The 25,642-nt window shown below is 56.0% G+C and carries 22 protein-coding genes; 7 read left to right on the top strand and 15 right to left on the bottom strand.

Annotated features, from left to right (window positions below; genetic code table 11):
- Positions 1 to 23: 23 nt before the first annotated feature.
- Positions 24 to 1,376, top strand: a complete 1,353-nt coding sequence (gorA, locus tag LQ901_RS14300) for a glutathione-disulfide reductase (RefSeq protein WP_064978322.1) — start codon at positions 24 to 26, stop codon at positions 1,374 to 1,376.
- 94 nt (positions 1,377 to 1,470) lie between these two features.
- Here the strand turns inward: gorA and LQ901_RS14295 are convergent, their stop codons facing one another.
- The 4 genes from LQ901_RS14295 to pepT form a co-directional block, all read right to left on the bottom strand.
- Positions 1,471 to 1,662 carry a hypothetical protein gene (locus tag LQ901_RS14295; RefSeq protein WP_039046110.1) on the bottom strand — a complete coding sequence of 64 codons (192 nt, stop codon included), beginning with the start codon at positions 1,660 to 1,662 and terminating at the stop codon, positions 1,471 to 1,473.
- Between the two features lie 498 nt (positions 1,663 to 2,160).
- The gene (locus LQ901_RS14290; protein WP_233672352.1) at positions 2,161 to 3,018 is read right to left on the bottom strand and encodes a DUF4396 domain-containing protein; all 858 of its coding nucleotides are present in this window, start codon (positions 3,016 to 3,018) and stop codon (positions 2,161 to 2,163) included.
- Between the two features lie 271 nt (positions 3,019 to 3,289).
- Entirely contained in the window at positions 3,290 to 4,648 is a 1,359-nt protein-coding gene (dcuC, locus tag LQ901_RS14285; RefSeq protein ID WP_064978324.1) for a C4-dicarboxylate transporter DcuC, read from the bottom strand.
- Positions 4,648 to 5,898: a peptidase T gene (gene pepT / locus LQ901_RS14280; RefSeq protein ID WP_152136705.1), complete on the bottom strand. Its 1,251-nt coding sequence runs from the start codon at positions 5,896 to 5,898 to the stop codon at positions 4,648 to 4,650. The genes dcuC and pepT overlap by 1 nt, the downstream gene beginning before the upstream one ends.
- Before the next feature lie 245 nt (positions 5,899 to 6,143).
- On the opposite strand from pepT, the gene LQ901_RS14275 reads away from it, so the two are divergent.
- Positions 6,144 to 6,725 (top strand): hypothetical protein, encoded by a 582-nt coding sequence (locus LQ901_RS14275; RefSeq protein ID WP_156669273.1) that lies wholly within the window; start codon positions 6,144 to 6,146, stop codon positions 6,723 to 6,725.
- 91 nt (positions 6,726 to 6,816) lie between these two features.
- Here the strand turns inward: LQ901_RS14275 and corA are convergent, their stop codons facing one another.
- The 8 genes from corA to LQ901_RS14235 all read right to left on the bottom strand — a co-directional run bounded on the left by corA (position 6,817) and on the right by LQ901_RS14235 (position 15,512).
- On the bottom strand, positions 6,817 to 7,767 hold the full coding sequence (gene corA, locus LQ901_RS14270; RefSeq protein ID WP_010864982.1) for a magnesium/cobalt transporter CorA: 951 nt from the start codon (positions 7,765 to 7,767) through the stop codon (positions 6,817 to 6,819).
- 602 nt (positions 7,768 to 8,369) lie between these two features.
- A complete protein-coding gene (uvrD, locus tag LQ901_RS14265) occupies positions 8,370 to 10,541 on the bottom strand; it encodes a DNA helicase II (protein ID WP_233672351.1) in 2,172 nt (723 codons plus the stop codon).
- 36 nt (positions 10,542 to 10,577) lie between these two features.
- The gene (gene yigB / locus LQ901_RS14260; protein ID WP_233672350.1) at positions 10,578 to 11,294 is read right to left on the bottom strand and encodes a 5-amino-6-(5-phospho-D-ribitylamino)uracil phosphatase YigB; all 717 of its coding nucleotides are present in this window, start codon (positions 11,292 to 11,294) and stop codon (positions 10,578 to 10,580) included.
- A gap of 89 nt (positions 11,295 to 11,383) precedes the next feature.
- Complete coding sequence (gene xerC / locus LQ901_RS14255) at positions 11,384 to 12,298, bottom strand: tyrosine recombinase XerC (protein ID WP_084977792.1); 915 nt, start codon at positions 12,296 to 12,298, stop codon at positions 11,384 to 11,386.
- Positions 12,299 to 12,409: 111 nt separating this feature from the next.
- Positions 12,410 to 13,144 (bottom strand): DUF484 family protein, encoded by a 735-nt coding sequence (locus tag LQ901_RS14250; RefSeq protein WP_064978328.1) that lies wholly within the window; start codon positions 13,142 to 13,144, stop codon positions 12,410 to 12,412.
- A 27-nt stretch (positions 13,145 to 13,171) separates the two neighbouring features.
- Positions 13,172 to 13,996 (bottom strand): diaminopimelate epimerase, encoded by an 825-nt coding sequence (gene dapF / locus LQ901_RS14245; RefSeq protein ID WP_039046787.1) that lies wholly within the window; start codon positions 13,994 to 13,996, stop codon positions 13,172 to 13,174.
- Between the two features lie 14 nt (positions 13,997 to 14,010).
- Positions 14,011 to 15,264, bottom strand: a complete 1,254-nt coding sequence (gene lysA / locus LQ901_RS14240; protein ID WP_064978330.1) for a diaminopimelate decarboxylase — start codon at positions 15,262 to 15,264, stop codon at positions 14,011 to 14,013.
- Positions 15,265 to 15,356: 92 nt separating this feature from the next.
- Positions 15,357 to 15,512, bottom strand: coding sequence for a lipoprotein (locus tag LQ901_RS14235; protein WP_152135689.1), 156 nt, complete (start codon positions 15,510 to 15,512; stop codon positions 15,357 to 15,359).
- 75 nt (positions 15,513 to 15,587) lie between these two features.
- Between LQ901_RS14235 and cyaY the strand changes: the two genes are divergently transcribed.
- Positions 15,588 to 15,902, top strand: a complete 315-nt coding sequence (cyaY, locus tag LQ901_RS14230; protein WP_152135690.1) for an iron donor protein CyaY — start codon at positions 15,588 to 15,590, stop codon at positions 15,900 to 15,902.
- An 87-nt stretch (positions 15,903 to 15,989) separates the two neighbouring features.
- Here the strand turns inward: cyaY and LQ901_RS14225 are convergent, their stop codons facing one another.
- Positions 15,990 to 18,542 (bottom strand): class I adenylate cyclase, encoded by a 2,553-nt coding sequence (locus LQ901_RS14225; protein ID WP_081632909.1) that lies wholly within the window; start codon positions 18,540 to 18,542, stop codon positions 15,990 to 15,992.
- Positions 18,543 to 18,931: 389 nt separating this feature from the next.
- Between LQ901_RS14225 and hemC the strand changes: the two genes are divergently transcribed.
- From hemC to LQ901_RS14205, 4 genes are read left to right on the top strand one after another with little or no spacing between them, the layout of a single operon-like run.
- Positions 18,932 to 19,870: a hydroxymethylbilane synthase gene (gene hemC, locus LQ901_RS14220; RefSeq protein ID WP_233672349.1), complete on the top strand. Its 939-nt coding sequence runs from the start codon at positions 18,932 to 18,934 to the stop codon at positions 19,868 to 19,870.
- Positions 19,871 to 19,888: 18 nt separating this feature from the next.
- Positions 19,889 to 20,632 (top strand): uroporphyrinogen-III synthase, encoded by a 744-nt coding sequence (locus tag LQ901_RS14215; RefSeq protein ID WP_047708262.1) that lies wholly within the window; start codon positions 19,889 to 19,891, stop codon positions 20,630 to 20,632.
- A gap of 16 nt (positions 20,633 to 20,648) precedes the next feature.
- Positions 20,649 to 21,872, top strand: a complete 1,224-nt coding sequence (gene hemX / locus LQ901_RS14210; RefSeq protein ID WP_052242482.1) for a uroporphyrinogen-III C-methyltransferase — start codon at positions 20,649 to 20,651, stop codon at positions 21,870 to 21,872.
- Positions 21,873 to 21,884: 12 nt separating this feature from the next.
- The gene (locus LQ901_RS14205) at positions 21,885 to 23,078 is read left to right on the top strand and encodes a heme biosynthesis HemY N-terminal domain-containing protein (RefSeq protein ID WP_010864997.1); all 1,194 of its coding nucleotides are present in this window, start codon (positions 21,885 to 21,887) and stop codon (positions 23,076 to 23,078) included.
- Positions 23,079 to 23,174: 96 nt separating this feature from the next.
- On the opposite strand, the gene fre is transcribed toward LQ901_RS14205, so the two are convergent.
- Positions 23,175 to 23,876: an NAD(P)H-flavin reductase gene (fre, locus tag LQ901_RS14200; protein WP_010864998.1), complete on the bottom strand. Its 702-nt coding sequence runs from the start codon at positions 23,874 to 23,876 to the stop codon at positions 23,175 to 23,177.
- Between the two features lie 163 nt (positions 23,877 to 24,039).
- Entirely contained in the window at positions 24,040 to 25,536 is a 1,497-nt protein-coding gene (gene ubiD, locus LQ901_RS14195; RefSeq protein ID WP_010864999.1) for a 4-hydroxy-3-polyprenylbenzoate decarboxylase, read from the bottom strand.
- Between the last annotated feature and the right edge of the window lie 106 nt (positions 25,537 to 25,642).

Genomic DNA, 25,642 nt, shown 5'->3' with positions numbered 1-25,642 from the left:
CTCCTGACAATGGACGGCAAACAATGACCAAACATTATGATTATCTGGCAATCGGCGGTGGCAGCGGCGGGATCGCCTCGGTCAACCGAGCAGCAATGTACGGCAAGAAGTGTGCCCTGATTGAGGCGAAAGCCCTCGGCGGTACCTGCGTGAATGTCGGCTGTGTGCCGAAAAAAGTGATGTGGCACGGCGCCCAGATTGCAGAAGCCATGCACCGCTACGCAGCAGACTATGGCTTTGATGTGGATGTAAAACAGTTCGACTTCCAGCAACTGATCGCCAGCCGCGAAGCGTACATCGATCGCATTCATCAATCCTACGAGCGGGTTCTGGGCAACAACAAGGTTGACGTGATCCAAGGCTTTGCCCGTTTTGTCGATGCCCACACCGTGGAAGTCAACGGCGAGCAAATCACTGCCGATCACATCCTGATTGCTACCGGTGGCTATCCAACCCGCCCTGCCATTCCCGGAGCCGAATACGGGATTGATTCCGATGGTTTCTTTGCCCTGCGCGAGCTGCCAAAACGGGTCGCCGTGGTTGGCGCAGGCTACATCGCGGTAGAGATTGCCGGCGTGATGCATGCCCTCGGCGCGGAAACTCATCTGGTGGTGCGTAAGCACGCCCCGCTGCGCAGCTTTGATCCGATGTTGGTCGATACGCTGCTGGAAGTGATTAAAACTGAAGGCCCAGAGCTGCACACTCAAGCGGTGCCACAGCGCGTAGAAAAACACACAGATGGCAGCTTAACGCTGCATCTGGAAGATGGCCGCAGTCTGCACGTCGATTGCCTGATTTGGGCCATTGGCCGTAAACCGGCTACCGATCGTCTAAATCTGGATGCCAGCGGCGTGGAGCTTGACGATCGCGGTTATATCCGCGTTGATATGTACCAGAACACCAATGTGCCGGGCGTGTATGCGGTAGGGGATAATACCGGTCGCATCGAGCTGACACCGGTTGCGGTAGCAGCGGGTCGTCGTCTGTCTGAGCGTCTGTTCAACAACAAGCCGAACGAGCACTTGAACTACGACAACGTGCCGACCGTGGTGTTCAGCCATCCACCAATCGGTACAGTGGGCTTAACCGAGCCACAGGCAATCGAACAGTATGGCGAAGCCAATGTGAAGGTCTACACCTCGTCCTTTACTGCCATGTACACGGCGGTCACTCAGCACCGTCAGCCGTGCCGGATGAAACTGGTGTGTGTCGGTGCCGAGCAGAAGATTGTTGGTATCCACGGCATCGGCTTTGGTATGGATGAAATCCTGCAAGGCTTTGCTGTCGCCATGAAGATGGGCGCGACCAAGCGCGATTTCGACAATACCGTGGCGATTCACCCAACGGCAGCCGAAGAGTTTGTGACCATGCGCTAAGGCGCAATGCCAAGATCTACTGATGCGGCCACCGCAGGTGGCCGCCTTTTACTGTCCGCTACCACTGCTCGCCGCTCTCACATTATCCAGCCAATTAGCTTAACGGCTCACACAACGCCTGCAGCATTTCCTCATCTTGGCCGGGCCAATAATTAAACGGCGAATCCATCATCAAACGCATCATGACACGTAAAATGCCGCCGCGATAATTAACTAACAGATAATCCACCAGCACATCGAATAAACACAAACTGGCGATAATAAAAATACCAAGGAATAAAATCATCCTGATTTCATACGACATGAGGCCTACCACCCTACATCCTGCAAGTTTGGCTAAATGGTGCTATAGCAAGGCGAAAAAATATATTTGTTTCGCAAAACAATACGTTGTGATCACGGTTAAAATCGTAAAGAAATATAAGACATAAACAAACCACTACAAACCATTCGCAACTGATACGCAACAGCACTCACTGCATCTAAGACTGACTTTCAGCTAGCATTGTTCTGACCGAACCGCGCATCCACCGAATCGCAAATAAAAAAATTCCCACATCGCCCCACAGCAAAGCGCAGGAAAAATGCAGGAAATCTCTCGCCCACCGCTTAAATATCGCAGGCGGATATATACCCAAACAACTTGAAGTTGCAGGCAGGCGGCAAGTGAGTGAATCCCCATGAACATAGGTAAACTATGTGATTGGGGTGAACAAACGTAGCCAACACCGCTGCAGCTTCAAGTAGGAAGGGTATAGCGCGCCTCATCAGGCAAAAACACCGCTTACATAGCGTGTTTGATGCCTTTTTTCACCAGCCACCAGTTCATCGGATAAGCGGTAAAAAAGCCGGCCACCATGGCAATTTGCATCATGAACCAGTACACCGCACTGAGGCGTGGCATATCGGGGGCAAACAAACCAAACAGCACAATCGCCATCCAGATATACATCCCAATCTGCCAACAGATCAGGGATAACACATCCGCCTTGATGGCGTTTTTCAACGCCGCCGCCGGGGCCATACCCATCTGACGGGCAGGCAGATACTGAAAGGCAATGCCAAGCAGTAATGCCAAGCAAAAATCCAGTGTCCAACTGCCAAATATCGCGCTGCCAAACAAGGTTACCGGCACACACAGAACCCACACTTCACCGATAATATCGGCCAACGTACAGCCAGTGCCGCAGTGGGTGCTGGTTTTAAACACGTTTTTCCAAGTCACTTTGCCGTGATGCATCATCATCATGCCATGCATATCGTGCATATCGTGCATATCGTGCATATCGTGCATATCGTGCATATCGTGCATATCGTGCATATCGTGCATATCGTGCATATCGTGCATATCGTGCATATCGTGCGCAGTGTGTTCGCCCGCCGGCGCGTTTGTCATCCCCGGCATGGTATGAGAATGCACCATGGCATGCGCGCCCTTCGAAACTGCATTGGCACGACCAAACCAAAAATAGGCGATTAATCCCAATAAGCCGAAATACAAGGCGTTAATGGGCCACGCAATCGCCATGATCGACATTGCTTGCGGATGATGTCGAATATCCCAATAAATAATGACGGCGCTCACCAAAGCACTGAGCAGCCAAAACCAAGCCAGCGTCTGCAACCATGCGGGAAATAACATACAGCAACTCCTTGTGCGCATCGGCCCCGTAATAACTCTAGTCAAGAACGCTTGAATAAGAGACGACCAAAATAGCAAACGGCGTCATGCACGATAAATGAACAGTAGTAAAACGGTAACACAGCAGGATGTTGCAAACGGCAAGAATGCGTTTCAGTGGAATAATTGGTCAATTAACGATAGCAGGAGCGTAAACCGACGCACTTGGTGCGCCAATAAAAAGACCGGCAATGCCGGTCTTTTTCAGAGGGAATTCACTTAGCGCAATCAATTAATAAAACACACCAATAATAATGGTATGGATCACTAATCCCGCCACAACCGGAACCATTGTGCGTTTAACTACCGCAAATGGTGTTAAATGCGCGGCACTGGAAACCGCAATAATGACACCGGAGACCGGTGATACTGCGCGCCCCATATGTGATGCCTGCTGCATAGGCAGGATCATGCTGACCGCATTAGCACCCATGCTGCTGGCAATTTGCGGGATCAACTCAACGAATGCCAAGAAAGGCGCATTACCAGAGCCCATGACCATTGCGGCGGCAAACGTCACAATGGCAAACACCACAGCCATGGCAAATGGCGGCAAACCAACATGCAGCGCCAATTCAATCAACACATCTATTGCACCACACACCTTAATTCCATGAGCAAAGACACCTGCAGCAACCAATAGCCCAACCACGCCGGTAAAGGCTTGCCCCATCCCTTTAAGGAACACATCAAATCCAGCACAGACCTGCTTGGCATCTCGTAACCGAATCAACTCCAGTAACATACAGATAGCCATACTGATCAGCACGATAGTGGTGACATCCAACCGGATCCCTTGCACAAATAGCTGCGATGAGCCGACAGCCATCACAATCGGCAGCATTGGCAAACAGGCATATAACGCTGGCGCGCCTTGTTTTTCACCCTCAGAAACAGCGGCGGGCTGCGGCACAAAACCTTCCTGACGGTCGCAATGACGCTGCCAGAAAATATGCACGATCCCCATCAGCAATACGGTGACCAGTGCCGCCGGCCCCTGACTGAACAGAACATACTGCACCACATCTTGCTGCACCGCCGCCGCACCTCGGATCGCATCAATCGCTGTCGGCGTATATGCCACCGCCAACGAAGTTGCAATCACGCCAGCCGCGGAGCCCGCCGACAACCCCAGCCCCAGCATGATCGGGAACATCGTGCCCATCAATAGCACAGCCAGACCTGTTGCCGAAGGGATTGCCAATTGCAACGCACTGGCCAGCAGATATGAGCAAAACAACAGTGCGTAGGGTGAACGAAGGTTTTTCAGTGGCTTAGTGGCAACCCGCACGACGGCCGCATTGGCACCAATGTGATCCATATAATGGGCAAAGCCCATCAGCGCCATGATCATCATGCCTAACTGCGCTGCCCGACTGCTAAACAGATCGCGGATGACTTCAAATCCATCTAATGCCGCAATACCGGTTGATGGCACGGAGGACTGTAAGATCTTACCCCAGCCGAATAACTGGGTTGCTGCCATCAGCAGCAACCCGGCCAAAAGCAAAACTGGCTCCGCTTTATAACCGCGCAGGATCAGACGGGCGACCACCAGAATAACCAGCAGTGCCAGAATAATCTGAAACATTACGCCTCCTGCGGAGCAAAGCACTGAGCGGTCACTTGCACCACTTCGGCCACCACGCGGCTAGCGGCTTGCAGTGAGTTCACCGGCAGGTATTCGTAGATGGAGTGGAAGTTATGGGCGCCGGTAAAGATATTCGGGCATGGCAGACCATTTTGCGACAACACGGCGCCATCATAGCCGCCGCGCATTGGGATCACTTTCGGCTCGATACCCTGATTGCGATAGGCTTGCTTCACGATCTCAATCGGATAGGCGGAATCGCCCTGCAGGCTATTGAAAACGTTAGCGTAACGGTCAGCCAGCTTGCACTGCACACTGCCTTCGCCCCACAATCCTTCACAGCTTTCGCTCAGCTGACGCAAAAACTGCATGCGCTTCTCATAGCCTTGCTGCGTGAAATCACGCACATCCATCTTCAGCACGGTGCGCGCGCTGTTGCCCTGCATCGTCTTGACCCAGTAGTAACCTTCACGCCCTTCGGTGTACTCCGGCGCTTCGCCGCCCGGCAGCATGGCGATAAATTTATGCGCCATCAGCAGGGAGTTTTTCAACTTGCCCTTGGCTGACATCGGGTGCGCCGACTGACCGGTGAACACGATTTCCACATCGCCGGCGTTCCAGTTCTCATACACCAGCTCGCCAATGCCGCAGCAATCCAGCGTATAAGCAAAGTCGGCGCCGAAATTGGCCACATCAAACGCTTTGGCGCCGCGCAGCCCCTGCTCTTCATCCGGCACAAAGCCCACTTTCACCGTCCCGTGTGGGATATCAGGGTTGGCTTGCAAGAATTGCAACGCATCCATAATCGCGGCTAACGCCGCTTTATCATCGGCGCCTAGCAAACTGGTGCCGTCGGTGACGATAATGTCCTGACCTTGGTAGTTGGCCAACTCAGGAAACTCCGATTGGCGCAAATGGATATCCAGCTCGGCATTGAGGCAGATATCGCCGCCTTGATAGTTCACCACCTGCGCGTGGGTATCAGTATTGAGCTCGGCGCTGGTATCTAAGTGACCGAAGAAGGCCACGGTCGGCAATGGGTACGCCACATTGCTCGGTAAGGTAGCAGTCACAATGGCGGTATCGCGCACTACCACATCAATCAAGCCCAGAGCTTCGAGCTCAGCGCCCAGCTTTTTGGCCAGCACCAACTGATTCGGGGACGACGGCATGATCCCCGCTGCACCGTTTTCACGGTTGGTGGTGGTGTTAATCTCGGTATAGGCAATAAATCGGTCAACAATATTCATCATCACATCCATCCCGACGACAATAAATTCGGTTATTATTCTGCTTACGGCCGTCTGAACGCGGCCACCGGCGCACAGCATGCGGATAAGCGACGCACTTTTCAGTAAGTCCGCGTCTGTTTTGTGATGTCACAAAGCGTTGTGACACAGATGCAACCAGTTTGCTGCCGACCTGTTTTACCGTGACCGGCCGCCCCATTCACGCCGGTGCATATTCCGATCAACTGAACATTTTTGAGAGAACCATGACCGAACTGGGCACCCTGTTTCCTGCCTGTCGCACCCTGCTGGGTGTTCCTGAATTTGATGCGCTGTGCCAGACGCATGCCCTCACGGCCGAACCAGCCGCGAGCACTGCGGCGCAGCTGATCGCGCTATTACAACAGCAAGAAGCAGACAGCCCATGGCTGGCCGACTTGGCCGAATTAGAGTGGGCCATTGAGCAGGCGGTGCAAGCCACGCCGAGCCCTGCGTTTGATTTGGCCGCGTTGCAGGCGTTATCCGCCGATGAGTACGCCGATCTGGTCTTCACGCCTACGCCGGGTATGAGCCTGATCCAGTCCGACTTTGCGGTGTTGGCGTTGTATCAGCAGGTGTTGGCCCCGCAAGAAGGCAGTGTGCTCGAGCTTGAGCAGCCGTGTCAGTTGGCCGTGGTTCCACGTAACGGACAAGCGGCGCTGTTGCCGTTGGATGATTTTGCCTTTGTCTTACTGGCCCACTTTGAGCAAGGTGGCACCTTAGGCCAAGTGCAAGCGATGGATCCGAGCCAGCTGCTGCCGGCCCTGATTGAACAAGGCCTGCTGTGCGGTTTTACGCTAGCGCGTTAACTGCCGAGAAGAGAGGCAAGACTAGCTGAATCGGTAGGCCAAATCGGTAGGCCAAATCAAGAGGAAAGTCGGGAAAATAGCGCGGGGCTGGTTATAACCAGCCCTTGCGTTTGAAGTACAGGTACGGCGCTAAACCGGCCAAAATCATCAAGATTAAGGCATACGGATAGCCGAGCTCCCAATGTAGCTCAGGCATAAACTCAAAGTTCATCCCGTAACTGGACGCCACCAGTGTTGGCGGCAGGAACACCACGGAGACCACCGAGAAGATCTTGATGATCCGGTTTTGTTCGATGTTGATAAAACCCATCGCCGCATCCATCAGGAAGTTCACTTTCTGGAACAGCGATTCGTTGTGCGGCTGCAAAGATTCGATATCGCGCAGCACCTCACGCGCCTGCTCCAGCTCATTTGCTGGCAGACGGGCTTTGCGCACCAAAAAGCTCAAGGCGCGCTGAGTATCCATCAGACACAAACGCACTTTCCAACCGGCATCTTCTTGCTCCGCCAGATTAGACAACGCCTCATCGAAATCATCGCCCTGCTTGCCTTCCAAGATCACCTTACCGATGGTCTCCAGCTCGCTATAAATGTTCTCAATGACATCGGCCAGCTGCTCGATTTTGGTTTCGAACAAGTCCAGCAGCAGCTCGTAGGCATTGCCTTCTTGTAGACGCTGAGTCCGCGCCCGCATCCGATACAAACGAAACGCCGGCAGCTCACGCTCACGCAAGGTGAACAAACGCCCATCACGGATGGTAAACGCCACCGTGGCGTTGCTGGCATAGTCTTCGTTGTCTTCGTAATAGAAGAAGGAGTGAATGTGCAGGCCATCTTCGTCTTCGAAGAAACGCGCACTGGCCTCAATGTCTTCCAACTCAGGACGGGTCGCCAACCCTTGTCCCAGCTCATGTTGTACCCGATCCCGCTCTTCTTCGTCTGGCTCGATCAAGTCAACCCACAGTGCTGAGGTGAGTTTATCCTGCTCGTCCAATTCCAGACGCTGTAAACGGCAATCGTCAAGTTTAAATGCGCTCAGCATGTGTCATACCTCCCCTTGCGGTTACGATATGAACAACGCTTTGAAGCACTGCCAGAAGCACGCAGCTTCCACCAATTCAAAACTGGTGCAATGAGATTTAATCAGATGCAGCGGACTTCAGGTAATGATGACGCGGTGCTTGCTGACAGCCAAACTCTGTCAACTCACACGCAGGAGAGGACAGGTTAACGGGCAAAAATCTCATTCCAGCATCGACTGGGTGTGTCCAAGGCGGTGTCCTCTCAAATGATAGTGCGCGAATGTTACGCCTGACAGGAAAAGACTGTCAACCGCGCAACCGGTCTGTAACGGATAAATTTTGTCCGCTCAGCGGTACAGGATGGCCGTTATCTCAGACAGTTGAGTAAAATAAGCCGTTTTTTTGCGCTTTCTGGGTAAAATCCCGCCATTAAGGGCGAAAAATAGCGCCATGCTGTCAACATGCTCACCGGCTCACTCTCGGTTTACAACCCCCAAACCACAGCTTGGCGGACGACCATGACACACGGATGACAGGCTTCGCAATGGCACTGACCGGGCACCATTGCGAAGTGTTATAACAAATGAAGTGTTGTAGCGGATTCCGCCCACAAAGGCAGTCGTTAGAGCGGACTCAAATTGGCGAACGCCACCACCAGCCACTTGATGCCCGCGCCATTAAAGGCCACTTGCACCCGCGCATGCTCACCGCTGCCTTCGGTATTGATGATGGTACCTTCACCAAACTTGGCATGCTGCACCCGCTGACCAAGGGAAAAGCCGCTGTCATTGCTGCGCATCGCCGCCGGCGCGCTACTAAAGCGCGTCTGCGTAACCGGACGCGACACCGTGGCGCGCAGGCGCACCTCTTCCACACACTCATCCGGCAGCTCTTTGAGAAAGCGCGATGGACGGTGATATTGCTCTTTGCCGTACACTCGCCGCGACTCGGCATAGGTTAAGGTCAGCTTTTGCATGGCGCGGGTCACGCCAACATAGGCCAGACGGCGCTCCTCTTCCAGTCGCCCGCTCTCTTCGGCGGACATTTGGCTCGGGAACATGCCCTCTTCCATACCCACAATGAAGACCTGCAAGAACTCCAAGCCTTTGGCCGAGTGCAGGGTCATCAGCTGCACCGCATCGTCATAGGCATCGGCTTGACCTTCGCCAGCTTCCAGCGCCGCATGGGTCAAGAAGGCCTGCAGCGGCGTCATCTCGTCGGCCTCTTCTGGCACTTCGAACTGACGGGTGGCGGTCACCAACTCTTCCAAGTTTTCGATGCGCGCCTGACCTTTTTCACCTTTTTCCTGCTCGTACATCTGCCACAGACCGGAGTGCCGGATCACATGATCTGTCTGGCGATGTAAGTCCATCTCCCAGGTTTCGCTTTCCAGCGCGCGGATCAACTCGGTAAAGCGCAGCAATGCGCCAGCTGCGCGACCGGCCAACACATTTTCGCGCTGCAGGTATTCCGCCGCCTGCCACAGGGTCTGCTGCTGATCGCGCGCCGCTTGGCGCACTAAATCCAGCGTGCGATCGCCAATGCCACGGGCTGGGGTGTTAATCACCCGCTCAAACGCCGCATCGTCATTGCGGTTGGCGATCAAGCGCAGATAGGCCAGCGCATCTTTGATCTCTTGGCGTTCAAAAAAGCGCATCCCGCCATAAATACGATACGGCATACTGGCTTGCAATAACGCCTCTTCCAGCACCCGCGATTGGGCGTTGCTGCGGTACAAAATGGCGCAATCACCGAGCGCGCCGCCTTTGTCTTGCCAAGCTTTAATCCGCCCGACCACAAACCGCGCTTCATCTAACTCATTAAACGCGCAGTACAGGGAAATCGGCTCGCCGCCTTGACCATCGGTCCACAACTTTTTGCCCATCCGCTCACTGTTATTGGCAATCAAGGCGTTGGCGGCGGCCAGAATGTTGCCGGTGGAGCGATAGTTCTGCTCCAGACGGATCGTCTCGGCGCCAGCAAAATCATGCAGGAACTGCTGGATATTCTCGACCCGCGCTCCGCGCCAGCCGTAGATCGACTGGTCATCATCACCCACGATCATCACTTTGCTCTCATCGCCGGCCAGCATGCGGATCCACGCGTATTGAATACGGTTGGTATCTTGGAACTCGTCCACCAAAATATTGGCAAAACGGCTGCGATAATGCTGCAAAATCGCCGGTTTGTGCAGCCACAATTCGTGGGCGCGCAGCAGCAATTCGGCAAAGTCGACCAGTCCGGCGCGATCACAGGTTTCCTGATAAGCCTGATAAATTTTCAGCCATACCGCTTCGGTTGGGTTGCCGTAGGTTTCAATGTGCGCAGGGCGCAGCCCCTCGTCTTTCTTGCCGTTGATGTACCACGCAGCCTGACGCGGCGGCCAATGCTTCTCATCCAGATTCATGGCTTTGATCAGGCGCTTCAGTAAGCGCAGTTGATCGTCCGAGTCGAGAATTTGGAAGTCTTGCGGTAAGCCGGCATCCAGATGGTGTGCGCGCAACAGACGGTGCGCGATGCCGTGGAAGGTGCCAATCCACATGCCGTTTTGCGCGGTGCCGACCAGCTGTTCAATCCGGTGGCGCATCTCGGCGGCGGCCTTGTTGGTAAAGGTCACGGCCAAAATGGAGTACGGCGAGCTGTGCTCTACCGCCATCAACCAAGCGATCCGGTGTACCAGAACGCGGGTTTTACCACTGCCGGCACCGGCCAGTACCAGCAAATTGCTGCGCGGCGCGGCAACCACGGCGCGCTGTTTGTCGTTCAGGCCGTCGAGCAGAAGGGACACATCCATCGGGAAACCTACTGTGTTTTTATACAATATGAGGGATTATAACAGCTCACACAGCGAGGCCAACCGACGGATTTCCAAGGTCGGCAGGGTGCGGCTGTGATCGTCGCTGCGCAGCTGCCGCTGATGATCGTTCAACCAGCACGCTTGTGCGCCGGCATGGATCGCCCCTTGCACGTCCGTTTGCAGGTGATCACCAACGTGCAGCAAGCTTTCTGGACGAATGTCGAGACGCTGCGCCGCCAGCTGGAACATATCGGGATAGGGCTTGGCGCGCCCATCGGGGCCGGCGCGCAGACAAAACTGAAAGTACGGCGCCAGACCAATCAAGGCCGGATCGGCATTGCCATTGCTAATGGCCACCAGCGGCCAACGTTCAGCCAACGCCGCCAACACTTGCAAGGTTTCTTGCGGTACGCGAATGCGATTTCGCAAGCGGATAAATTCGGCCATCCCTTGCTGCGCGCCGTGTTCAGCCTCACTTTCCGCCATGCCGTGCGCCACCAGCTCGGCGGCAATGGTCGCCCCACGTAGCGCCGTCATATCATGCTGCAACGCCGGCTCGCGTTGGGCGCGCAGATGGCGGCGTGCCGCCCAATCGGCGGCGCTCAAGTGCGCTAACTGCGGATAGCGACGCCCTAACGCGGCCGCCGCATCCTGCTCGCAGGCGAGCATCACCGGATCGTTGTCGTACAGGGTGTCGTCAAGATCAAAGCTGAGGGCCGCAATCGGCCGCAGCGGACGGAAAAACTGCATATCATGCTCCCGTAATACGCTGCCGCAATGCCCGCCGCCCAGTTAGCCTCGTGAGTTAGCCAAGTGAGGTCGTGGCTATTGCCGCCGCGTTATGAATCAGATTCACGTTTAGCGCGTGGATGCGCCGCATCATACACCTTAGCCAGATGCTGAAAATCGAGGTGGGTATAGATCTGAGTGGTCGATAAATTGGCGTGCCCGAGCAGCTCTTGTACCGCGCGCAAATCGCCGCTCGACTCCAGCAAGTGACTGGCAAAGGAGTGGCGCAGTTTATGCGGATGCACGTGACTGCTGACTTCCTGCTTAATGCCCCATTCGGCCATCCGTTTTTGCACGTTGCGAGTACTGATGCGCGTGCCGCGCTGTGAGACAAACAGAGCCTCATCGTGCGGCGCAAAACTTGGCCGCAGCGCCAACCAGCGCTCTAACCATGCTAATGCAGTACGGCCAAACGGCACCCGCCGCTCTTTGCTGCCTTTACCCAACACCTGCACCTCGCCACCGGCCAGATCCAGCATGTTGCAATTAAGACCAACCAGCTCCGACAAACGCAGTCCAGCACCGTACATCAGCTCCATGATGGCGCGATCGCGCACCGCCAGCGGGTCGCTGTCGTTGACGGTCAGCAGATGACCGACCTCATCCACATCCATGTTTTTCGGTAATCGTTTCGGCTTTTTCGGCGCCGCTATGCCACGCGCCGGATTAGCCGCCAACTCGCCGTGCAGCACCAAATAATCGAGAAAACTGCGCAGCACCGACAATCGCAGCGCCTGCGCACTCTCTTTAAGCCCTTCGCGTTTAGCGCGTGCCACCAACTGGCGGATCCATGCGGCATCCAACTGTGGCCAGCTACGCAGCCCTACGCCCAACATCTGTTGCTGGATCACGCCTAACTGGCGTTGGTAGCTTTCCAGCGTTTTCGGGCTCAGTTGGCGCTCATTGCGTAAAAAGTCCAAGTACTGCTGCGCCAAAGGATGCAGTGGGTTGTCATCGACCGACAAATTGGTCGGCGTCGTAGACACCGCAGAGGATGCAGTAGAAGGTAACGTGGTTCGCATCAGGAATGTCCGTTTATCAGGCAGGTACGTGAGGCGAATACCTCACGCGCCAGTTTAACTCGGTGCGCGCAGCGCTACCCACGCAGGCAACGCGTGCTCCACCATCGTCGCCACCTGCTGTAACAGGTGGGTAGCCATACCGGGCTGGAAATGCTGTGGATCGCGACTGGCAAACACCAGTACCCCCCATTCGCGCTCGACACCCAACCGCTGCAGGGCGACCGAGCCCACCCGCACCACATCCGGTAACAGCAGTTGCTGCTCGACGGCATTCAAGGGGCCCAAGTAACTGGCCCCCGGGAAGAAACATTGGCCAAAGCGCTGCACCCGGATCGGCTCAAACTGCAGCTGACTCAATGCCAGCTCATGAGCCGTGCTCGGCGCGGTTAGCTGCCAGCTGTCACTAAAGAGGCGTAAACCACAGGCCAATAAGCCTTGCGCGCGGCTCCATTGCTGCAGCGCCTGCAGTCCGTCGGCCAAGGTCGGTGCCTGTAACAGCTGACGTTGCAGTGGTAACAGACTGAAAAACAAACGTTCGTTTTCCGCGGCACGCGCCAACAGCTCACGCTGCTGCTGTTGTAAGTCACTGACTTGCTGACGCAAGCTCAGCAGTTGCAACTCCACCAACGACACCGCGCCGCGGCTGTAATGCGGGATCTGCAAACTGTTCAGTAGCGTCGGCTGACGGATAAAAAACTGCGGCTGGCGCTGTAAATAGTCCGCTACCTGACGGTCGGTCAACGCCGGCGCCTCGGCCACCGGCCGCTCACTGATACTGGCATCACTCATGCCGGAGTTACTCCCTCTCAGCCCCTCTTACAGGGTGACAAATCCATCAAAAACGTGGGTCGCTGGGCCCGTCATGTACAACGGCTGACCGGCGCCGCGCCAGCGAATCTGCAGACTGCCCCCCGGTAGGTCGACTTGCACCGACTCGCCAAGCAGCCCTTGCATGATGCCAACGGCCACTGCCGCGCAAGCGCCACTCCCGCAGGCCTGAGTTTCCCCCGCGCCGCGCTCGTATACCCGCAAACGGATATGCTCACGGCTGACCACCTGCATAAAGCCGACATTCACCCGCTCAGGGAAACGCTCATGACTTTCCAGCAGCGGCCCTAAGGTTTCCACTGGCGCGCTATCGGTACTCTCCACTTGCAACACACAGTGAGGATTGCCCATCGACACCGCGCCGTAAAACACGGTTTGCTCGCCGGCGCGCAGGATATAGGTTTTTTCCTCTTTCACCGCCCGCAGCGGGATGCGCGACGGTTCAAACTCCGGCACTCCCATGTTGACGGTGATCTGCTCGTCGTCTTGCACTTGCAAAATCATCTTGCCGACTTGGGTACTGACCCGAATTTCGCGCTTATTGGTCAGCCCTTTTTGCCGCACAAACGCAGCAAAGCAGCGCGCGCCATTGCCGCACTGCGCCACTTCGCTGCCATCGGCATTGAAAATCCGGTAGTGAAAGTCCAGATCCGGATCGTACGGCGGCTCGACCACCAGCAACTGGTCAAAGCCGACCCCCCGATGGCGATCCGCCAATTTGCGGATCAGCTCCGGTGAAAAAAACAGGTTCTGGGTCACCGCATCCACAACCATAAAGTCGTTGCCCAGTCCATGCATCTTGGAAAATTGCACGCGGTTCTCCGTTATCACGGCAGCAGGTGCTCCCCGCGCCATAAATCGCTTAAAGTTTCTCGCTCTCGGATCAGGTGAAATTCGGTGCCGTCAACCAGCACCTCAGCCGCCCGTGGCCGAGAGTTATAATTCGAGCTCATGCTAAAACCGTAGGCCCCAGCTGAGCGCACTACCAGCAGATCGCCTTGGGCGATGGCCAGTTCTCGCTGCTTGCCGAGAAAATCACTGGTTTCGCACACCGGCCCCACCACATCGTAGCAAGCGCTCGGGCGTACTAAGGCGCGATCGGCAGGCAGGATTTGCATCCACGCCTGATACAGTGCCGGACGCAACAGGTCGTTCATCCCCGCATCCACAATCGCAAAGTGACGATCGGCGGAGGCTTTCAGGTATTCCACCCGTGTCAGCATCACCCCAGCATTGGCGACAATCGCACGACCGGGCTCAAACACCAGCTCCAACTCAGGTCGTCCGGCCAATTTGGCCAGCAGCGCCGCGGCATACTCCGCCGGTTGCGGCGGGGTTTCGCTATCATAGCGCACCCCAAGGCCGCCGCCGACATCCACATGGCGTAAATGGATGCCATCTTCCGCTAATGCGTCAATCAGCAGCAGTAAACGGTCTAATGCGTCCAAAAACGGGGCTAATTCAGTCAATTGCGAGCCGATATGGCAATCAATGCCCACCACCTGCAGGTGCGGCAGATCGCGCGCGATACGGTAAATGCGCCGCGCGTCTTGATGACTGATGCCAAATTTATTCTCTTTCAGACCGGTGGAGATGTATGGATGGGTCTTGGCATCCACATCGGGGTTTACCCGTAACGAGACCGGCGCGCGGCAACCGCGTTCACCGGCAATCTGATTGAGGCGCTGTAATTCGGCTTCCGACTCCACGTTAAAGCAGCGGATCCCGACCTCCAAGGCGCGCTCGATATCGCTGCGGCTTTTCGCCACTCCGGAAAACACCACTTTGTCTGGCGCACCGCCAGCGGCTAATACACGCTCCAGCTCACCACGAGACACAATATCAAACCCCGAGCCCAAGCGGGCCAGCAGATTGAGCAGAGCCAAGGTGGAGTTGGCTTTGACCGCATAGCAAATCAGATGTGGATGACCGGCTACTGCAGTATCAAAGGCGTGCCAGTGACGCTCCAGCGTCGCGCGGGAATAGACATACAGCGGGGTACCAAACTGCGCGGCCAATGCAGGCAGTGCCACGCCTTCAGCATATAACTGCTGATCGTCCTGATAGTTAAAATGATCCAACGTGCCCTTCCTTGAGTTGTGCAATCAAGCTCTGCTTGCCGGGAGCTGGGATGCTACGCCGCCTCGCGTCCGTCGCGATGCGGCGTGGGCGATTACGCTGCCGGTGAGGTTTCCGCGGCTGGTGCCGCTTGTGGCGCAGTCGGCGCCGGCTTTTCTGGCGCTGGCATATACAGTGGACCTTTTACGCCACAACCCGCCAACGTCAGTACCACACCCAGTGCCCATGCACGGCAAAGAGAATTCTTCATGAGATTGCCTGTTATTTACGATAATAAGACTTCTATAATCGCAGCTCGATCATGAAAAGCAATAGGATAGCCACCATGAATGACACTGAATTTCATCAGGCCGCAGACGCCATCTGGCTGGCGCTGGAAGAGAAACTGGATGCGATCGATACCGATATCGATTATGACACCCAAGGCGGGGTGATGACCCTGACCTTTGAGAACGACAGCAAAATCATTCTCAACCGCCAGCAGCCACTGCATCAGATCTGGGTCGCCACCAAATTTGGCGGCTTCCATTTCAACTTTGTCGACCAAGAGTGGATCTGCGATCGCAGTGGTGCGGAGTTCTGGGATTTTATGTCGGTCGCCTGCACTCGTCAGGCCGAGGAAGAGGTGGAGCTGCGCTAAAGCGCGTTATTGACCGTTACCCACGTTGCCTGCGCCACTGACTCTATGGCGCATAATGCGGTAACGGTCAATCAGCCGCCGTCACGCTTACGCCTGTGAGCGGCTGTGCTGAAACAGCGCCTCGGGCGTCCAGGTCGTATCCTGATTGGCCGCCGTATCACGCGGCGCACCGCTGCGATACGGCTCTATCTGGGTCATCCCATCGCGCTGCACCATCAGATAAAACTGCGGCAGGTTGAAGTTGATAATGCTGGCACCGAATGTCAGCTTGTCATGCGACGCCGCGTAGAAGCGGTTCACATCCTGCACCAGCTCATCTTTGTTACCTTCGCAGTTCTGATACACCTCGATGCGGTTAGACTCATCCAGAATGTAGATATTAAAACCGCGTTCGCTGTCTTCGAAGAAGAACTGAATGATCCCTTCGCTGGCGTAAGCATCGACAATCGGCGGCAAATTGGGCTCTTCGCTACCCAGCATCAGCGGGAAGCCGTGCAATTTGGTGTTGGAGATACAGCCGTAGAAATCGACGCCATTTTCCAACTTTTGCACCGAGACACCACGCCGCTCGAAGAATAAGCCCCAAGTCTGACCGGCAATGCGCAGCGATTTAAAGCGTTTCGGCTCTTGGCGCTCACTGGACAAGCGCAGATCGATACACTCGGCCACCAGCTGCGAGACTCGGTTGCGGATAATCGCCCGCAGATGACGGCTGTAGCAGAACACTTCGACCGCTTCCGGTAAGGCCGCATCCTGATGCATCTTGCCGAGGATGGTTTTAATCGCATCCAGCAGGCACTCTTCGCCACGAAAATGCAGGGTCCGCACTTCGTTCCACGAATTGCGATACAGCAGATCAACGCTGCCGACTAAGCTTTGCTGCTGCTGACCGAAGCTGAACACATCGGTTTGGCTAAAATCAAAACGCACCGCCGTGTTGTTAAAATCAGCGGTGGGATCGACTTCCAGATTGATGATGATGCCGAGGTGGCGAATTTCGCACGGGCTATACAGCTCTTTCTGGCTCGGCATCGGCCGCTTAATCGGGAAGTGGCTGCGAATATCTTGCACCAGCTGACACAGCTTGGCGGTATCACAGGCACTGCCGCCCTGCACATGCAGCCGGGTTTGCGGCGTCAGCAGACCATTAAAATAGGTCCACGCCACCAGCTTACTCAGGTAGCGGTTGTATTCCAGATTCGGTCGACCAGCAATTTCAAACAGCAATGGCGCCTTGTTATACAGATACCAGCCTTTGGCATTACTGCGACCATCCGGTACCTGAATAAAGGTCAAGTCACGCTCGGATAAGTCCGGCGAAATTTGCGGGTTCACCAAGGTGACCTTGCCCGGCAGCACTTCGAATGCGGCATACAGTTTACGGGTCAGCACCCCGATATCTTCAGGGCTGGCACTGACACTGAGGTTGTGGCGACGGGCAAAGCGGATCAGGTTGCGATAGCTTTGCATCAACGCTTCCAGCAGCTCATTGTGCGCTTCGCGAACCTGCTCGATTTTCCAGTGCGCGCGGTTATCTAGCTTACGGATCTTGGCCGCATCCCAGCCCCACTCGGCCACTAAGCCTTGCAGCACTTCACGCCGCCAGCTGATCACGGTCGGAGTCTGCGATAATTTCTCGCACACTTTGAGATAAAAACAGCGGCGCGCCAGATCAAGACGCGTTTCGTCACCGACCGAAGTCAGGTAACGGGTCACCCGCCCCAGCATCATGCTGTAAGCATCCAGACCGCAGCTGATAATGTCGCCGGAGTGCAGACAACGCTTCATCTCCAACGCCAGTAATTCGGTTTCGGGGTATTCGCAGGAATAGGCTTCCAGCAGCAAGCTTTTCAACACCGCTTTGTACGGCGAGTCGATACTCTTGTACAGCTGCCACAAGCTGGCGCCGTAATATTCCGCCGCCGACAATTTGCCTAGGCCGCCTAAGTCCAACCACTCGTTGGCGTTGAGCGCCCCTTGTGCGTACAGCAGCAAGACATACTCGTCATACTGCTCTTCCATCTCCACCGGCACCATATTCCACAAAATCCGCTTACCGGCTAAACGCACCGCGGTGCGGTAAAACTCATCCAGCAGCAACAGGTGCTGCATCGAGCCGCAGTTTTCGGTACTTAAGGTGTCGTATTCGTTGTGACGGAAGCGATTTTCATCAATCAGGAAGAAGCTGATGTCCACGCCACGCGAGCGCGCCCATTGCTCGAGCAAAGTGCATTTATCCAGCAGACGCTGACGCTCATCGCGATCCAGCCACGACTGGTGACAGACCCAGATATCCAGATCGGAATCGGCACTTTGACCCACGGAAGAGGTACTGCCCATCGAATAGATGGCGGTGATCGGAAGCTCGCCTTGATGCGGCTCACTGAGTGGCTGCCCCCAAGCGCGGGAGCAGTCGTCGATGAACTGCTGTTGCATTTCATCAGGCGTAAACAGGCAGACGCCATGCGGCACCCCATCATCGAGGTAGCCCGGCATCATCGGGTGGTTGTAATTTAACAAAACGGGCAACAGGCTGTAGACCTGATGAAAAGCAGGCCCCATCGCCGCCAACGCACGTTCAACGCGCAGCTGGTTTATGGCATCCATTCGCCGTTTGAGTGTCTCAATATACAGGTACAATACGCATTGCCTGACATTAATACCGGAGCCCCGGTAACCTACCCACCGACACCATGCACATCCGTGTCTTACCCAAGCCTTGTGCTGTTACTTTTTGATGATGTCGAAAACGTGATCAATTTAACATTTTCAACGGTCACCGTAAAGACAACAAGGTTAATCCAGCCACGAAATCCTGTTGCACGTCAACCACCACAGTGAAAAAAGCAGGCCGTCGTGAAACCCAGATCAAGTTCACAAATTATTTACATTAAATAACGAAAAACGCAATAGCTCTCACAATTATGCCGCCGAATATCGCCGCCAAACGCACAGAGTGCGATCCGATGCGCTGACACCTGCTACCGCCCGGTGGTAGGATTAGCTATCTTCGTCATACGGTTAACAGCATGTCCAAACAGCTTATTCGCATCGCCACCCGTCAAAGTCCGCTTGCCTTATGGCAGGCCGAGCATGTTCGCCAGTTACTGTGTGCCCAGCACCCAGATCTGGAGGTAACGCTGGTGCCGATGGTTACTAAGGGGGATGTGATCCTCGATACCCCGCTGGCCAAAGTCGGTGGCAAGGGGCTGTTTGTCAAAGAGCTGGAATTGGCCCTGCTCGAACAGCGCGCCGATATCGCCGTGCATTCGATGAAAGACGTGCCGGTCGAATTCCCAGACGGTTTAGGCTTGGTCTGCATCTGCGAGCGCGATGATCCGCACGATGCGCTGGTATCCAATCACTATGACTCGCTGGATGCGCTGCCTCAGGGCGCCATCGTCGGCACCTCCAGTTTACGCCGCCAATGCCAGCTGCGCGCCGCGCGCCCGGATCTGCACATCAAAGATCTGCGCGGCAATGTCGGCACCCGCTTGAGTAAGCTGGATAACGGCGAATATGACGCCATCATTCTGGCCGCCGCAGGCCTGCGCCGCTTGGGGCTGGAAGCGCGTATTCGCGCCCGTTTGAGCGTGCAGCAATCGCTGCCGGCGGTCGGTCAGGGAGCTATCGGCATCGAATGCCGACTGGATGATGCGCGGGTTCGCGCGCTGTTAGCACCACTCAATCACGCCGACACCGCTGATCGCGTCGTGGCCGAGCGGGCAATGAACAACCGCCTGCAAGGTGGCTGTCAGGTGCCGATTGGCAGCTATGCCGAACTGACGGGCGATCAGCTCTATTTGCGCGCACTGGTTGGCGCGCCAGATGGCTCGCGCCTGTTGCAAGCTGATATCTGCGGCCCGCGCACGGAAGCCGAACAGCTCGGCAGCGCACTGGCAGAACAACTGCTGGACGCCGGTGCAGGTAGTATCTTGTCTGCCGTGTACGGCCATGTAGTGAAGTAACGGAAGTAGCACAGCGGCATGACCATTTTAGTCACCCGGCCCGATCAGGCCGGCATCGAATTGACCACCGCCTTGTCCGCCGCCGGACGAGCGGCGATCCATGCACCGTTATTTACACTGGCCGCCGGCAGTGAATTGAACTTGCTGCCGGGCTATTTCAGTCGCTTAAATCCTGGTGATTGGATTATTGCTGCGTCTGGGCACGCGGTCAGCTATGCTGAGCAAACGGTTGAGCAAATTGGTGGCCGCTGGCCACACGTGCAGTATGCCGCGGTCGGACGTAGTACCGCCCTGCATCTGCAACAAGCCTGTGGGCAACCGGTGTTGTTCCCGGCGTGCGATGAGACCAGCGAAGGGCTGTTACAGCTGCCTGCCCTGCAAACCGTGAGCGGTCAGCAGGTACTGATTTTACGCGGCAATGGCGGTCGACCGTTATTGGCGCAGGTGCTGCGTGAGCGCGGTGCCGAAGTGAATTTTTGCGAATGCTATCAACGCGTTCCTTTGGAATATTGCGGCGCGCAACAGACCGATATCTGGCAGCGCGCCAATGTAAATCTGCTGGTGATCACCAGCGGCGATATACTGCAACAACTTGTTGCACTGGTACCTGACACTGCCCATCACTGGCTGACATCCTGCCGGTTAGTGGTTGTCAGTAAACGTATTGCTGCAATGGCCCGGGAGTTTGGCTGGCAGGAAATCGTGATTTCCGACCGCGCCGATAACCGATCGCTGATTGCCGCAGTTGAACAATTTGAATAACTCGGGACGAATCTCAATGACGGATCAAAAGCCCCAGTCATCTCCCGCTGCGGATGAACAAGCCTCCTCTACCCCTGTACCAGAGACAGCAGCTTCCCAGCCGGTCACTCAGCCCGCACCGGCCAAGCCGGACACTGCCGCTCCTGCGCGCAGCGGGGGTCAGACGCTGGGCGCGATCGCCATTGCGCTGGTGATTGCCCTCGGCGGCGGCTTGTACTACCACGGCCACCAGCAAAATCAGAGTCAGATGAGCGATCTGGCCCAGATGCGCCAACAGGTCGATACCTTGAGCAGCGCCCTCACTCAGGCTCTGGATAACCAGAAAAAACTGGCCGGTGAGATGAGCAGCGAAATGAATCAAACCTTGGAAAAGGCGCGCCAAACCCAAGCGGCCCAAGAAGAGCAAATCCGCACCCTGCAGCGTCAGCTGACCGAGGTTGCCGGACGTCGCTCGAATGACTGGCTGCTGGCCGAAGCTGACTATCTGGTCAAAAACGCCGGTCGCAAACTGTGGATGGAGCAAGATGTCACCTCCGCCGGTGCCCTGCTGAAAAGTGCCGATCTCAGCTTGGCGCAGATGAATGACCCCAGCCTGCTGCCCATTCGCCAAGCATTGAAAGATGACATCAGCGCCCTGGCCGGCATCAACAAAGTGGACACCGACGGTCTGATCCTCGAGATTACCAGTCTGGCCAATCAGGTCGATAACCTGAAGCTGGCCGACACCCAACTGCCACCGGCAGAAGGGGCGACCGAAGATCTGACTCTGAGCAGCTCGATTAACGACTGGAAATCCAACCTGATGAAGAGCTGGGACAGTTTCGTGAACGACTTCATCACCGTGCGTCGTCGCGATGGGAATGTCGAGCCACTGCTGGCACCAAATCAGGATTACTACCTGCGGGAAAATATCCGTCAGCGCCTGCAAATGGCCGCGATGGCTATTCCTCGGCACCAGAACGAGCTGTATAAGCAGTCACTGGAAAAAGTGGATACCTGGGTTCGCTCCTACTTCGATATGCAAGACAGCAGCACCCAAGCGTTCTTAAATGAGCTGGAAGCCTTGAGCCAAGAGTCTATCTACATGGACTTGCCAACCACGCTCAAGAGCCAGCCGCTGCTTGAAGATGCGCTGCAAACCCGTGTGCGTAACCTGCTGGCTCAGCCTGGCGTCAATGCCGCACCGGCTCCGGTGACCAGTGCACCGGCCAATGCGGCACCGGCACCCGCCACTAACTAACCGGGAGTTGTCATGACACGTATTTTTATACTGCTTGCCATCATCATCGGCGGACTGGTGATCGGGCCGGAATTTGCCGGTCATCAGGGCTATGTGCTGATTGTGGCCGGTCCGTATACCGTGGAAATGAGCCTGACCAGCATGATCATCTTGGTGATCTTGACGCTGGCCGCGCTGTTTATTCTGGATGCGGTACTGCGCCGTCTGCTGCGTATTGGCTCATCCACCCACGGCTGGTTTGCGCGCCGCAAACAAAACCGCGCCCGTAAACAAACCCTAGCCGGTCTGCTGAAACTGACCGAGGGTGATTACCAACAGGCCGAGCGCCTGATGGCGAAGAGCGCCGAGCATGCCGATCAACCGGTAGTGAACCTGCTGATGGCCGCTGAAGCGGCGCAGCAACGCGGCGATAACTTAAGCTGCAACCAGTATCTGCACCGCGCCGCCGAGTTGGCCGGTAACGATACCCTGCCGGTCGATATCACCCGCGTGCGCCTGCAACTGGCCCAAGGCGAGATCCATGCCGCTCGTCATGGCGTCGATCATCTGCTGGCCGTCGCGCCACGTCATCCACAGGTGCTGCGTTTGGCCGAGCAAGCCTATACCCAAGCGGGCGCGTACGCCGCGCTGCTGGATCTGCTGCCACAGCTGACCAAATCCGGCTTGTTTCCAGAACAAGAGCTGGAGCAAATCGAGCTGAATGCCGAAGATGGCCTGATGAACAAGGCGATGAAGGAAAACGGCAGTGAAGGCTTGATGGCGTGGCTGCGCAATCAGCCACGTCGTCGTCGCACCAATCCGCGTACCTTAGCGCTGCTGGCCAACCATCTGATTGAGTGTGATGATCACCATCACGCGCAAGAAGTGCTGCTGAGCGGTCTGCGTAAATCGTCCGAGCCACAGCTGCTGACCGTGTTGAGTCGTCTGCACCCGACCGATCCTGCTGCGGTGGAAAAAGTGCTGCAGCATCTGATGAAAAAAGAGCCGGAGAACGCACTGCTGAACCGCGCGCTGGGTCACCTGCTGGCGGTACAAGGCCAATATCCGGAAGCAGAAAGCGCACTGCGCAAAGCACTGGCACAACAGCCGAACGCCGCTGACTATGCGCTGCTGGCTAACGTGCTGGAAAAAGCCGGTCATCCGCAAGATGCCGGTGAGATGCGCCGCCGTGGTCTGGCATTGGTCGATGGTGAGCACCACGCCTAACTCGGCCCCATCACTAGCGTACCAATAACAACGGGAGGCTTAGCCTCCCGTTTTTTTATGTCGCGTTTTTATGCCTAGCGCTTAGCGCAGAGCAAATTAGATAAAGGCAAACGCATCACCGTACAGGTGCGCGGCATCGGCATCACGCTGCTCGCAGAACAGCTCGCGCGCCACTTTGGCCATCTCAAACCGTCCCGCAATATAGATGTCATAACCGGCCAAGGAAGCAAAATCCTGCATCACGGCGGCCAACACGGTGCCACTGCGTCCAGACCAGTTATCCGCAGGCTGCTCCACCACCGGGATCACCTGCAAGTTACGGTGCTCGGCGGCCAGCGCCTGCAACTCTGGCAGGTCATACAGGTGGGTCAGCTCACGGCCGCCCCAATATAAAGAGACCGGACGCTGCGGCTGCTGCGCCAACAGATCCAGCACGATAGAGCGCACGTAGGAAAAACCGGTGCCACCAGCAATCAAGATCACCGGTGCTTGGCTATCGGCGCGATACCAAGCCTCACCGAACGGCATTTCCACCGTCACCGGCTCGCCGGTTTTAATCTTATCCATCACCGCCATGGCATACGGATTATGCTCGGAAGCGCCGATATGCAGCTCAATCTCATGGCTATTGTCCGGTGTCGATGCAATGGAGAACGGACGCTTATCGCGCTCCCCCATGACCACCATCAGATACTGACCGGCACGAAAACTGACCGCCTGATCCGGTTGCAGCCGGACGCGATAGACGGTTTCGGTGATCGGCTCAACCAGCGACACTTTACAGCAAAACGTTGTCATGACTTTTCCTCTACCGCCCGAGCGGCGTTTTTCTTGTCTGTTGTTCGTGTTGGATCTTGTTATCGTACTCAGCAAGGGCTAATCGCCCTTCCTCGTTGACCACATCGGGCAAGCGATGAGCCTGTGACCAACGAGATGCACGTTTATTGATTACCGCAACGCTTTATTTTTGCGCCGCAGCCTCTGACGCCGGCTGATCCAGCTGTAAGCTGTCCCAGATCGCATCGATCTTGGCCACCACCGCGGGATCGCGTGCAATCGGACGGCCCCATTCACGATCCGTTTCCCCCGGCCACTTGCTGGTCGCATCCATCCCCATCTTGGAGCCTAAACCGGAAACCGGCGAGGCAAAATCCAGATAATCGATTGGGGTGTTTTCCACCAGCAACGTATCACGCGCCGGATCCATCCGCGTGGTAATCGCCCAGATCACATCATTCCAGTCACGGGCATTGACGTCATCATCACACACAATCACAAATTTGGTGTACATAAACTGACGTAAAAACGACCAGACCCCCATCATCACCCGTTTAGCATGCCCCGGATACTGTTTCTTCATCGTCACCACTGCCATGCGGTATGAACAGCCTTCCGGCGGCAAGTAGAAATCGACAATCTCAGGAAATTGCTTTTGCAGCAGTGGCACAAACACTTCGTTCAACGCCACCCCAAGCACCGCCGGCTCATCTGGTGGCCGTCCGGTGTAGGTGGAGTGATAGATAGCATCGCGACGGCGGGTCACGCAGGTGACGGTAAAGACTGGGAAGTTATCCACTTCGTTATAATAACCGGTGTGATCGCCATACGGCCCTTCCGGTGCCAGTTCACCCGGCTCGATGTAACCTTCTAGCACGATTTCCGCCGACGCCGGCACTTCCAGATCGCAGGTTAAGCATTTCACCACTTCGGTCTTAGTACCGCGCAGCAAACCGGCAAACGCATATTCTGACAGGGTATCGGGGATCGGTGTTACCGCCGCCAAAATAGTGGCTGGATCGGCGCCCAATGCCACCACCACCGGAAAACGCTCACCAGGATGGGCCTGCTGCCACTCTTGAAAATCGAGCGCGCCACCACGGTGCGATAACCAGCGCATGATCAGTTTGTTACGACCGAGCAGTTGCTGACGATAGATGCCAAGGTTCTGCCGCTCCCGCACCGGACCACGGGTGACCGTCAGCCCCCATGTCACCAACGGCGCCGCATCTTCGGGCCAGCAACGCATCACCGGCAACGCGGTCAAATCCACCGCCTCACCTTGTTGTACCACTTCCTGACATGGGGCGCTGCTGAGGCGCTTGGTCGGCATATTCAACACCTGGCGAAACTTGGGCATTTTTTCCCACAGGTCACGAAATCCCTTCGGCGGCTCTGGCTCTTTGAGAAAGGCCAGTAACTGGCCGACATCGCGCAAGGCACTGACATCATCTTGCCCCATCCCCAGTGCGACTCGCTGCGGCGTACCGAATAGATTGCACAGCACCGGCATGGTATAACCGGTCGGATTTTCAAACAGCAGAGCCGGGCCGCCCGCGCGCAGTACGCGATCAGCAATCTCGGTCATCTCCAAATCCGGCGATACCGGTACCCGGATGCGTTTTAACTCACCTCGCGCTTCCAGCAAGGCGATAAATTCTCGCAGATCTTTATATTTCATCGGCAGTCCTTTTCTCGGCGGCGTCCGCCATTATAAGCATTCTGGCGGTTAAAGCCGAGCCACCACCGCGCGGTGAATCACAGGCATAAAAAAACGCGGCCATCGC

The sequence above is a fragment of the Plesiomonas sp. PI-19 genome (assembly GCF_021368255.1).
GTDB lineage: Bacteria > Pseudomonadota > Gammaproteobacteria > Enterobacterales > CAMTGL01 > Plesiomonas > Plesiomonas shigelloides.
This window is presented reverse-complemented; position numbering and strand designations above follow the sequence as displayed.